This window comes from Rhodoligotrophos appendicifer (assembly GCF_007474605.1).
Lineage (GTDB): Bacteria > Pseudomonadota > Alphaproteobacteria > Rhizobiales > Im1 > Rhodoligotrophos > Rhodoligotrophos appendicifer.
On record NZ_VHKL01000011.1, the window covers coordinates 45,589 to 56,897 of the forward strand.

Consider the following 11,309-nt stretch of genomic DNA (forward strand, 5'->3'; position numbering starts at 1 on the left):
AGAAGAAAGAGATCAGGGGACCATGACACACAAGCGTATCCGGCCTTTCAACACCAAGGAAACCTATCCCGAGCAGAAGCTCGACAATGATCTGTGCCAGGCCGTGGTCGCCCGGGGAACCATGGTGTTCCTGCGCGGACAGGTGGCGCAGGATCTCGACAGCCGGCAGAGCCTGCATGTCGGCGACGCGGCCCGCCAGACCGCGAAGGCCATGGCCAACATCAAGATGCTGCTGGAGGAATCCGGCAGCGAAATGGGGCATATCTGTCGGATCGTCGTCTATCTGACGGACATCCGCTATCGCGAGGCCGTCTATCAGGAAATGGGCAAATGGCTGAAGGGTGTGTTCCCGTGCTCGACCGGCCTCGTCGTGCCGGCGCTGGCGCGGCCGGAATGGGTCGTCGAAATCGAGGTGACAGCCGTCATTCCTGACTAAGACGGCGGCGATGCCATCCATTTTCCAAGGTGTGAGGGAGAGGTCATGACGTTTTCGGTATCCGGGCGCTGTGCGCGCACGGGAATGTTCGGGATTGCGGTGTCGTCATCCTCGCCCTGCGTTGCGGCGCGTTGCGCGCATGCCCGGGCGGGTGTCGGCGCAGTCGCGACGCAGAACATCACGGATCCGACGCTCGGACGCCGGGGGTTGGACCTGATGCAGTCCGGGCTGTCGGCGGCTGAAGCTTTGGAGAAGATCACGGCCGATGCGCCGCATATCGCCTATCGCCAGCTGGCCCTGATCGATTCCAGAGGCCAGAGCGCGGGCTATTCGGGCGACAAGACCCTGGGGCTTCACGCGGTGGCCAAGGGCACGGATGTTATCGCGGCCGGCAATCTGCTGGCGGTTACGGCCGTACCCCAGGCCATGGTGGCGGCCTTCGAGGCTTCCGCGGCGGATGATCTCGGCGACCGGCTGATTGCGGCCATGCAGGCCGGACTCGACGCCGGTGGCGAGGAAGGAACGGTTCACTCGGCCGGCATGCTCCTGGTCGACAAGGTCGAGTGGCCGGTTGCGGATCTGCGGCTGGATTGGCACGAGACCGACCCCATCGGATCTCTGGCCGAGCTGTGGCATCTCTGGAAGCCGCAGATGCGAGATTACATCACGCGCGCCCTCGATCCGGGGACGGCACCCACTTATGGCGTGCCTGGAGATCTTTGACGCGGGATCTCTGAAAAAAATCGCATAGACTGCCGCCCTTGTATCAGGGAGATCGGCATCGATGCGGTTCACGCTCAGGCAGCTCGCCTATTTCGTTGCGGCGGGAGAGACAGGAAGCGTCACACTGGCTTCCGAGCGGGTGAACATCTCGCAGCCCTCGATCTCTGCTGCTATTGCGCAGTTGGAGGCCGAGTTCGGGCTGCAGCTCTTCGTGCGACACCACGCACAGGGGCTCTCCCTGACGGCCTCCGGCGAGCGTTTCCTCCAAGCGGCCAAGGCGCTGCTTCATCAGGCCGAGGAGCTGCACGACCTTGCCGACGAGGTTGCGGGCGCAGTGGCGGGGCCGCTGCAGATCGGCTCGTTTCGAACATTGTCGCCGCTTCTTGTGCCCGGGCTCGCGCGGGGATTTCTGGACCTCTATCCGCGGGTGAAGCTCAGCGTCATGGAAGGCGACGAGGCCGAGTTGCTGGTTCGGCTGCGGCGCGCCGAGATTTCACTCGCGTTGACTTACGTGCTCAACATTACCGACGAAGTTGAATTCGAACCGCTGGCGGAGCTGCCGACCTACATCCTCCTGTCCGCCGATCATCCCTTCGCCCAGCATCGTTCGATTGCTCTGCGCGATCTCATGCATGAGCCCTTTATTCTCCTGGATATGCCGCTGAGCCGAGAATATTTCCTGTCATTGTTCCAGCGCGAGGGCCTGACCCCCACCATCGCCGCCCGGTCGGATTATCCAGAGACGGTGCGCAGTTATGTGGCCAGTGGGTTCGGGTTTTCCCTGTTGACGGCACGACCCGCCAACAAGGCCGCCCTCGATGGAAAGCCGCTCGCCTATGTCGCCTTGGAAGGAGACTACAACCCCATGGTGCTTGGGATCGCGAGCCTGAAAGGCTTGCGCAAAACCCAATCGGCTCGGGTCTTCGAAGCCTATTGCCGCTCGGTCATTTCGACGGAACGGCTGCCTGGCACTGCCGTTCTGGGAGAGTGACGAGGGAAAACTCGAGCTGAGTGCAGTCACCATCCTGCCTGGCTTGCCTCTTGCAGGCTTGGCAGCTCATCGCGTGGGATGCCAGTATTGCGGCTTGAACCGTGGCTGCACTTGCCATGATGGGGAACTTCGACACGTCGTGGAGCATGAACGTGTTGCTGACGAGAGTGACGGCCATCCCGTATTGGGGAGCTGCACAGGCAACAAAGGCCGGATATGTTTTACAAAGTCAGGTTCTGGGCCACGGCCTTCGTGGTCGCGTTCATCGGCTGGATGTTGCTGAGGTTCGTGTTGGGTCTGTTTCGGCTTGCGTGACGTCGTGGCGTGCGCACTCCTGATCAGCCGCAAGGTACAATTCTGGCTATGAGCTCAGCATTTCTCTCGCGACTGTTTCGATGCCGGGAGCATCGAGACGATAGTGCGCGTAGAGGTGGCTCGGGGGGGCGATGAGGCTGTACTCATCCTTGATCCCGTGGCGAAGCAGGCGTGCCTGACCGCCAAATTCGCTCATGACTTCGGCCACCGCTCCGCCCAGGCCGCCCAGGATGTTGTGCTCCTCGACGGTCAGGATCATTCTCGATCTCATGGCAGAGACGACGGCATCGCGGTCAAGCGGCTTGACCGTATGCATGTCGATGAAGCCGATCTCCAGACCCTGGCTGCGCAAGCTCTTCGTGGCCGTCAAGGCAGGATGCACCGTGGACCCGGTGGCAATGATGGTGAGGTCCTTGCCCTGGAAATGCGTCACTGCCTTGCCGAAGCGGAATTCCTCCATGGTGTCATAGACCTGGGGGTCGTGCCCGCGGCCGATGCGGAAATAAATCGGCTGGGGATGCGTCATCGAGGCGCGAATGGCGGCCGCAAACTGAACGCCGTCTGCCGGTGCGACCACGGTCAGATCCGCAATCGAGCGCATGATGGCAAGGTCCTCGGTCGCGTGATGCGAGGTGCCATAGAAACCCATGGCAATGCCGGTGTGGTGGCCGACAAGGCGGACGGGCAGGGCGGAGTAGGCGATATCGGTGCGGATCTGTTCGCAGCAGAGCAGGGAGAGGAAGGACGCAAAGGTGGCAACGAAGGGCATGATGCCCGTGGTCGCCAACCCTGCGGCGGCCGAGACCATATTCTGTTCGGAAATGCCGAATTGGAGAAACCGCTCGGGGTTCGCGCGGGCAAACTCCACCAGGCCGTTGGAATATTGAAGATCGGCGGTGCAAGCCGCGACCGGGTACCCCTCGGCGGCCAGCTCATTCAGCGTGTCGGCGAGCACGCGCAGGGTGGGGGCGCGTTCGTTGATCTGACGGTAGTGCCAGGAGCCGGGATCGATCGGACCCTTCATCGGGACAGGCCCTTCCTCAGTTCTTCCATCGCCAAGGCTTCGTCCTTCGGACCCAAGAAGCCGAGGTGCCAGCCAGGCTCGGTTTCCATGTAGCTGATGCCCTTGCCCTTTACCGTATGTGCAATGACGCAGACCGGTCGGAGACGATCGCGATTTGCCTTGATTTCGCGAAAGGTGGACACGACGGAGGCGATGTCGTGGCCCTCCACTTCCACCACGTCCCAACCGAAGGCCCGCCATTTCTCAGGCAAGGGCTCGATGGCCAGAATGTCGTCCACAGTGCCGTCCAGTTGCACGACGTTGCGATCCACGATGGCGACGAGATTGCCGGCGCGATGATGGCTGGCCGCCATCGCCGCGGCCCAGACCTGGCCCTCCTGCATCTCGCCGTCGCCGAGCAGGACGAAGGTGTCAAAGTTCCTACCGGTCATGCGGGCGCCGAGCGCCATTCCCAGGCCGGCGGAGAGAGCATGGCCAATCGATCCCGAGCTGAAGTCGACGCCTTTCACCAGCCGCATATCGGGATGATCGCCCAACGGACTGCCGAGCCGCGTGTAATTATCCAGCAAATCCTTCGGAAAGAAATCCAAGTCCGCAAGGATCGGAAAGAGGCCGACGGCCGCATGTCCCTTGCCCATGAGAAAGCGATCCCGATCGGGCCAGTCCGGCTCTCCGCGGCGGAGACGCATGGTGTCGTAATAGAGGGCGGCGAAAATCTCGGCACAGGAGAAGACCGAGGCGTAGTGGCCGACCTTGGCGATCGAGATCAGCCGCACCGTCTCCAGGCGCACGAACAAGGCGCGGTCGGTCAGGAATTCGAGCTCCTGGCTCGACGGTGTCAGATCAGTTTGCGGCGACGCCACCTCAGCCTCCGGAGTTTTACGATATATGTTATATCATAATGTTGAGCGCAAATGAAGACGGGTTTGGCCTCTCCCCGCCGTGAAATGAACCTAATGCATGGCGTGGACCAGGCCGGTCACGATCCACGGAAAGAACACCATCAGCAGAATGCCGAACAGGATGGCGATCGTGAACGGCGTCACGGCGCGGAACACAGCGGAGACCTTCGCGCCCGTCATGGATGCGCTCATATAGACCATGAGGCCGACGGGCGGCGTGATGGAGCCGACCAGAAGCGTGACCACGATAATGACGCCGACATGGGTCGGATCGAACCCCAGATGCAATAGGAGCGGCATCACGAGCGGAACCAGGACAAGGATCGATACGGAGAGGTCAAGGATCGTGCCGAGGGCAAGCCCCACACCGATGACCGAAAAAAGGACCGCCATGGGCGAGGCGGCATCGCTCAAGACCATGCCGATGATCTTTTGCGGCACCGACTGCGCGTAGAGAATATTGATGAAGGGCCGCGCAGCACTGATCAGGAGGCCGATGATCGCAGCATCCATGGCGGCGGTCTTGAGGAAGCCGACCAACGTGGTCCATGAGAGCTTCCGGTGCGGGAAAATCGACAGCGCGAGAGCGTAGACGACGGCGACGCCACCGGCCTCGACGGGCGTGAAGACGCCGGACCGGATGCCGACGATGATGGCTACGGCCAGGCCGAGGATGGGGATCGCGCTCATCAGCGCCCGGAGAAAGCCGACGCGCACGGTCGGCATATCGAGATCGCCATAGCCTTTGCGGACGCAAATTGCGTAAACCGTTATCATCATCAAGGCGGTCAGAAGGATGCCGGGTCCGATTCCGCCAATGAACAGGTCGATCACCGATACTCCCGTGATCTCGGCAAATATCAGCATGGCGGTGGACGGCGGGACCACGTTGGTCAGGATCGAGGACGCGCTGGTGACGGCGCAGCAGAATTCCTTCGGGTAGCCGCGCTTGATCATCTCCGGCACCAGGATCTTCGAATCCAGGGCCACGTCAGCGCTGGCCGAGCCAGAAATGCCGCCGAACATGAAGCTGAGCAGAACGTTGACCTGGGCCAGGCCACCGCGCGCCCGGCCAACAAGAAGCTGGGCGATGTCCAGGAGCCGCTTTGCGAGACCGCCCTCCACCATCACGACGCCGGCGAAGATGAACAATGGAATGGCCAGCAGGAGGAAGCTGCCGGTGCCAGAAACAATGTTCTGGACGATTGCCGCCGGCGGCAGAACCATGCCAGCGAAATTTGCGACGAGGGCCGCAGCGAGCATGGAGTAAACGACCGGAACGCCGAGCAATAGGGTTGTCGCGAAGACCAGCGACATAAGAAGGCTGGGGTCGATCCCCGGGAACAGTCTGGGCACCGTCGGAAACATCAGGACGATGGTGGCTGCGCCGGTGAGAATGGCGAGGAGCGTCAAGAGGGGTGAGCGGCCCGCCTCGAGGCAACGGGTGAACTGGAAAAACAGCGCAATCGCCATGGTGACCGGAATGACGCCGATCTTCAGCCACAGGGGCAGTTCGATCAGGGCCTCGTTGCCCCGGACGAAGAATGTCAGTTTGTAGCCGAACACGATCAGGGCGCACAGGACTGCAGCCGTGATCGCCTCGATGACGAAATTGAGCACGCGGCGCAGCGGCGGGGGGGAGAGGGTGGCCGCAATCTCCAGAGCAATGTGACGTCCGTGACGCTCGGCAAGACAGGCGCCCACAAAGATCAGGTACAACAGAAGCCACCGGCCTGCGGCTTCCGTCCACTGTATCGACGTGTTGAGCAGATATCGGAAGACGACGCCCAGCACCACGTCGACCACTATGGCGGCCATCAAAGTGACGGCGAGAGCCGAGACCCCTTGCTCAAGAGCGGCATCCATGCGGAAGAGTGCGCGCCTCAACGTGCTTTGGGAATGTGCGGCTTCTGCCATGCTCACGCTGTGTCCCCTGCAGGCGAGATGGGAGCAGCCTCCCCGGCTGCCCCACCTTGGACGAACCAGATTATTTGCCGGCGGCGACGACTGCGTCGATGAGCTCCTGACCACCAGACACTTCGGCAGCCCAGCTTGTCCAAAGCGGCTTCATCTTCTCCACATAGGGGGTCAGGTCGGCAATCTCACCGATCTTGGCGCCGCCCTGTGATGCGGCCCGCAAGGGTCCTTTGACCGCTTCAAGTTCCATCAGATGATGGGTGACGGGGGCCATTTCACGTGCCGTCTCATCGATGATCTTCTGATACTCAGCCGGCAGCTGATCCCACCACGCCTTCGAGAATGCAATCGTGTAGACGACGTAAGTCATGGGAAGCTTGGTGTAATAAGGTGCCGCTTCGTAGAGTTTCAGATCCCAATAGGCGGAGCCGGTCGTGTCATAGCCGTCGATCGTCTTGGTCAGGAGGGCATTCTGGACCTCGCCCCATGCCATGGGGGTCGGATTGGCGCCAATGGCTTCCCACATGGCGACGGAAAGCTTGCTCTCCTTCACCCGGATCTTCTTGCCCTTCACGTCATCCATGGTGGCGATGGGAAAGGTGCCCACGGGATTGCGAAATCCATAGTCCCACAAGGCCGCAAGATGAAGGTCGGCCTCGTCATAATATTTGCTCAGCATATCGAAGGCCTTGCCATTGGTGGCAGCCAAGGCCTGATCCGAGCTGGTCATCAGGAAGGGGAGGTCGAGGACGAGGACCTGAGGAATGAGGCTTCCGCTGCCCGCAGTCGTCACATAGGCGGCCTGTATGGAGCCAAGGCGGACATTTTCGAGCATTTCCGGTTCGCTGCCAAACTGGGAGCCGAACAGAGGCTCAATCTCCACTGCGCCCTTGGTGCGCTCCTTCACGAGCTGCGCCATCCGAAGCAGCGTCGCGTTCTCGAGAGATTCAGCGTTTCCCGCGGCCTTGACGATCTTGGCCACGAATTGCGGAGACTGGGCGCGAGCTGTTGCGAATGGCAGAGCGGTGCAAAGAATAGCCATCCCCGTAAGAGTGAGTGCAAGTCTGCGAAGCATGGTCAAACTCCTGTCCTTAAAAAGGCTTCCTTGGGTGTCGGGCCAATAGCTCGCATCCTGCCGAGATTGGGCAGCACTGAACCGTGCCATGCCCCCGCCAGGCGCAGCATCGCCGTGATCCTTGTTTTCGTGGTCCGTTTTCGACGATCTGTGCGCGTCGTACAAACCCTCACCTGATCAAAGCGTATTTTGATATATCATATAATGTCAATGCTTAATTCTCTTGAAAAACTTCTTCGTTCTGCAAAGATTTCACCAGTTGCTGCATGGCGAAATCAGCAGCATCAAGGACGCGGTCGATGTCCTGCTCCGTGTGAGCGCCCGACAGAAACATATTATGCTTTGGGTGCAGGTAAGCGCCCCGAGAGAGAGCCGCATCGCAGAAGAGGAAGCCTTTTCTGAAATCGGGGTCATCTTCGAAAAGAACCATGGGCATCTGAACCGGACCCGTCTGACGAATACCAATTCCATGGGATCTCGACAGGGCTTCGAAGCCGTTGCGCAGCCGCTCGCCCATCTTGACCATGTGGCCGATGACGCCGTCTTCCTCCAGCACCGACAATGTCGCCAGCGCCGCGGCCATGGAAGTTGCGCCGTACCAGAAGGAGCCGGTGACATATATGGACGCGGCCGCCTCGCGGAACCGATCATTGCCGGTGACCGAGGCGAGCGGGAAGCCATTGGCTATGGCCTTCGACCATGCCGCCAGATCCGGGCGGACGCCCAGGGGTTCCCAGCTCCCGCCGAGATCAATACGGCAGCCGGCGCGGACGTCATCGAGGATGAGCGCGGCATCCGACCTGTCGCAGACCGCCCGCAGCTTTTCCGCGAAGGCCTGTGTCGGAAGCTGTTGGTCGCGACCAAGATCGTGGCGAAAGGCGGTCACGATGATGCCGGCCAGATCATTTCCGGCCTGTTGCACGGCGGCTTCCAGGCTCGGGATGTCATTGTATTCGAACTGAATCACATGGGCGCGATCTTCGGAGGTCACGCCCACCAAAGACGGGCTGCACCAGGGGACGGCGCCGTGATAGGAGCCGCGGGCCGCAAGGATCTTACGGCGCCCGGTGCCGGCGCGCGCGATGGTCACGCAGGATGTCGTGGCATCGGAACCGTTCTTCTGGAACATGGCCCAATCCGCATGCGGGATCAGTTCGATCATCCGTTCCGCCAAATCGACGACCAACGGGGAGGGGCCGTTCATGCAGTCGCCCTCGGCGAGCTGCTTCATGGCAGCCGCCTGGACGACGGGGTGCCGGTGGCCCAGAACCATGGGCCCCCAACTGCACATCAGGTCGATATATTCATTGCCGTCGACGTCCCACAAATGACAGCCCTCGCCGCGGGCGAAGAATTGCGGATAGCTTTCTGGCAAGAGACGAGCACTCATATGCCCCCACATGCCGCCAGGGATGGCTCGAGCCGCCCGCTGTCTGATCTGCTGGTCCAGGGAGTTATGGCGCATACTTCGCTCCCGCATATGATGCTTGATATATTCTAAAGGAGTGCAGGACGTGTCCGTTGAGCGGCATGATCAGTGTGCTCCCGATGCAAACCGCTCGATGGCGTAAGGTGCGAGATCGATGCCGGCGGGCCTGTTCGCGATCTGGTCGGCAATGATCCTCGCGGTCGGAGCCGAGCCGATCAGACCCATATGTCCGTGGCCGAAAGCGCAGTACAGATTTCGGTGACTTGCGGTTCTGCCGATCACGGGAAGACTGTCGGGCAGACAGGGACGGTGGCCCATCCACTCCGTGTGCGCGGCGGTGGCGAGACCAGGGATCAGCTCACGGCCCAACTTCAAGAATTGCTGGGCGCGGCGGTAGTCCGGCATCGCATCCAGCCCGGCGAATTCGACCATGCCGCCAATTCTCAGGCCTTGAGACATGGGCGTTATGGCGACCTTCCTGTCGATGACGAGGCACATGGTGCTCAGCTGAATGCGTGCTTCCGGTATGGTCACGTGATATCCGCGATGGCTCTCGAGAGGGATGCGAAAGCCGAGGGACTCGGCAAGGTGTCGAGACCACATGCCCGCGGCGAGGACGACCGCGGAGGGCTTGATGATGCCGCGATCCGTCTCGATGCCGGTAATGGTGCCGCCATCATGATGCAATCGACTGACGTCGGCATTCACGTAGGTCGCGCCTTCCGATGTCGCCTTCGCCAGCAGGCCCTTGGTCAGGGCATAGGGATCGCTGCAATAACCGTTGCCCGGGATCTCGGGACCGATTTCGAAGGCTTTCGAGAGTGCAGGTTCGCGCTCGTGAATTTCGGCTGCGGACACCTCGCGAAAGGACTGGCCCGTCGCGTCCAGGAGGCTGCGCGAGAACGTGCTGCGGTCATAATATGTCCGGTCGGTCCAGAGGTAGAATTGTCCAGGAATGTGCAGGAGATGTTCGAGACCGGCCCATTTCGCCAAATCACGATGGCAATCAACGGAATTGCGGTTCAGTGCATCCAACGCTTTAGCGTTCCGGATCGCTCTTTCCGGCGTTGACTGGCGCCAGAACCTGTAGAGCCACGGTGCCGCTTTTGCTGCATATGATGGTCGAACATGCAAAGGCGCGTCCGGCTCGGTCAACCAGCGCGGAACATCCTTAAGCATGCCCGGCATGGCAATCGGGAGCGTCGCCAAGTTCTGGATGCCGCCGAGATTGCCGAATGACGTCATCTCGCCTGGACCCCGCCGGTCGAGGATGACCACGGGCACTCCTTCCCGAACGAGATAGGCAGCACAGCACACCCCCAAGATGCCGGCGCCAATAATGACAACGGGCGCTGAGGAGCTTGGGGGCGATTTCATGTGAGGACTCCGCAGCGGCGCGATCAGATCGCAGCTACAGCAGTGATCTCAATCAGGACATTCGGGCCGAGATCGTTAACGCCGATCGTGGCCCGTGCAGGCAGCTGTGCCGGGTCAAGCCATTCGGCCCATGCCTCATTCATCAAAGGACGCTGATTGAGGTCGGTCACAAAGATGGTCGCCGACAGGAGGCGATCCTTGGAGGTGCCATGCTCTGCCAGGACCGCATCGATCTTCTCAGCGATCTGCTTCGTCTGACCCTTCATGTCCAAGGTCAGATCGTTGGCTATCACGCCGCCGACATAGACCGTCTTTCCATATTCAACACCCTTGTGGCCGATCTTCATCGGGCCGCTGCGTTTAATCACTCGAACCTCCAGTTCATTGAATGGTTATGCCTGGGCAGCCGCAAGCTGCTCCTCTTCAAGCCGTTGAAGATAGAGCATCAGGGACTTGCCTCCCTCATCGAGATCCGCCTGGATCGCGGCGCGGACACGGGCTGCACTTCGCTTCCGCAGCCCGTCTATGACATTGAGGTGCTGATGGCGCTTCGCGTAAGTCGGCTTCGCATGCGGATAGAGGAAATTCATCAGCGGGCCGTTGCGGAGCCAGATGCCCTCGAGGATGGCAAGCAACTCCGGCATCTCGGCCTTCCGGAACAACATGAAGTGGAAGTGCCAGTTCGCCCGGACGGCCTCGCGCCATTCACCGCTCGCTTCGGCGGCAACGAGGCGCTTATGGGCGGCCTCCAGCTCTGCGATATCATCCTCGGTGATATTGGCCACTGCGCGTTCGGCAGCAAGCCCTTCGAGCTGCATCCGGATCTCGCGCAGTTCCACGTATTGACGATAGGTGAGGGTCGCGACCGTGATCGACCTCGATGCCTGCATGTCCAGACCACGCTCGCAGACCAGCTGCATCAGCGCTTCGCGGATGGGTGTTTCGGAGACCCCCATGCTTTCTGCCAGATCCCGGATCTTGAAGCGGTGACCGGGCTTGAACTGTCCCTCCATCAGTGCGGTGCGCAGCTGGGCATAGACACGTTGCGTGAGGTTGTCCCGGCTGACAGCGGCAAGTGGTTCGATCTTCACAACATTGCCCTCGCGGCGGTTAGCCATTG

At 60.9% G+C, this 11,309-nt stretch carries 11 protein-coding genes; 3 read left to right on the forward strand and 8 right to left on the reverse strand.

Annotation, left to right across the window (positions count from 1 at the left end; genetic code table 11):
• The first annotated feature begins 22 nt into the window (after positions 1 to 22).
• The 3 genes from FKM97_RS22115 (at position 23) to FKM97_RS22125 (ending at position 2,150) form a co-directional block, all read left to right on the forward strand.
• On the forward strand, positions 23 to 436 hold the full coding sequence (locus FKM97_RS22115; protein WP_144294630.1) for a RidA family protein: 414 nt from the start codon (positions 23 to 25) through the stop codon (positions 434 to 436).
• Positions 437 to 481: 45 nt separating this feature from the next.
• Positions 482 to 1,159 (forward strand): DUF1028 domain-containing protein, encoded by a 678-nt coding sequence (locus FKM97_RS22120; RefSeq protein ID WP_144294631.1) that lies wholly within the window; start codon positions 482 to 484, stop codon positions 1,157 to 1,159.
• A 61-nt stretch (positions 1,160 to 1,220) separates the two neighbouring features.
• Positions 1,221 to 2,150, forward strand: coding sequence for a LysR family transcriptional regulator (locus FKM97_RS22125; protein WP_144294632.1), 930 nt, complete (start codon positions 1,221 to 1,223; stop codon positions 2,148 to 2,150).
• A 361-nt stretch (positions 2,151 to 2,511) separates the two neighbouring features.
• Here FKM97_RS22125 and FKM97_RS22130 read toward each other — a convergent pair whose 3' ends face one another.
• The 8 genes from FKM97_RS22130 to FKM97_RS22165 all read right to left on the reverse strand — a co-directional run bounded on the left by FKM97_RS22130 (position 2,512) and on the right by FKM97_RS22165 (position 11,307).
• A complete protein-coding gene (locus tag FKM97_RS22130) occupies positions 2,512 to 3,489 on the reverse strand; it encodes a transketolase family protein (RefSeq protein ID WP_144294633.1) in 978 nt (325 codons plus the stop codon).
• Entirely contained in the window at positions 3,486 to 4,352 is an 867-nt protein-coding gene (locus FKM97_RS22135; protein ID WP_144294634.1) for a transketolase, read from the reverse strand. The genes FKM97_RS22130 and FKM97_RS22135 overlap by 4 nt, the downstream gene beginning before the upstream one ends.
• A 90-nt stretch (positions 4,353 to 4,442) precedes the next feature.
• The gene (locus tag FKM97_RS22140) at positions 4,443 to 6,308 is read right to left on the reverse strand and encodes a TRAP transporter large permease (RefSeq protein WP_246105230.1); all 1,866 of its coding nucleotides are present in this window, start codon (positions 6,306 to 6,308) and stop codon (positions 4,443 to 4,445) included.
• A 70-nt stretch (positions 6,309 to 6,378) separates the two neighbouring features.
• Positions 6,379 to 7,383, reverse strand: a complete 1,005-nt coding sequence (locus FKM97_RS22145) for a TRAP transporter substrate-binding protein (RefSeq protein ID WP_170241071.1) — start codon at positions 7,381 to 7,383, stop codon at positions 6,379 to 6,381.
• A 214-nt stretch (positions 7,384 to 7,597) separates the two neighbouring features.
• Complete coding sequence (locus FKM97_RS22150) at positions 7,598 to 8,863, reverse strand: aminotransferase class III-fold pyridoxal phosphate-dependent enzyme (protein WP_205015270.1); 1,266 nt, start codon at positions 8,861 to 8,863, stop codon at positions 7,598 to 7,600.
• Between the two features lie 54 nt (positions 8,864 to 8,917).
• A complete protein-coding gene (locus FKM97_RS22155) occupies positions 8,918 to 10,189 on the reverse strand; it encodes an NAD(P)/FAD-dependent oxidoreductase (RefSeq protein ID WP_144294638.1) in 1,272 nt (423 codons plus the stop codon).
• A 23-nt stretch (positions 10,190 to 10,212) separates the two neighbouring features.
• Positions 10,213 to 10,557 (reverse strand): RidA family protein, encoded by a 345-nt coding sequence (locus FKM97_RS22160; protein WP_246105217.1) that lies wholly within the window; start codon positions 10,555 to 10,557, stop codon positions 10,213 to 10,215.
• Positions 10,558 to 10,581: 24 nt separating this feature from the next.
• Positions 10,582 to 11,307: a GntR family transcriptional regulator gene (locus FKM97_RS22165; RefSeq protein WP_144294639.1), complete on the reverse strand. Its 726-nt coding sequence runs from the start codon at positions 11,305 to 11,307 to the stop codon at positions 10,582 to 10,584.
• Between the last annotated feature and the right edge of the window lie 2 nt (positions 11,308 to 11,309).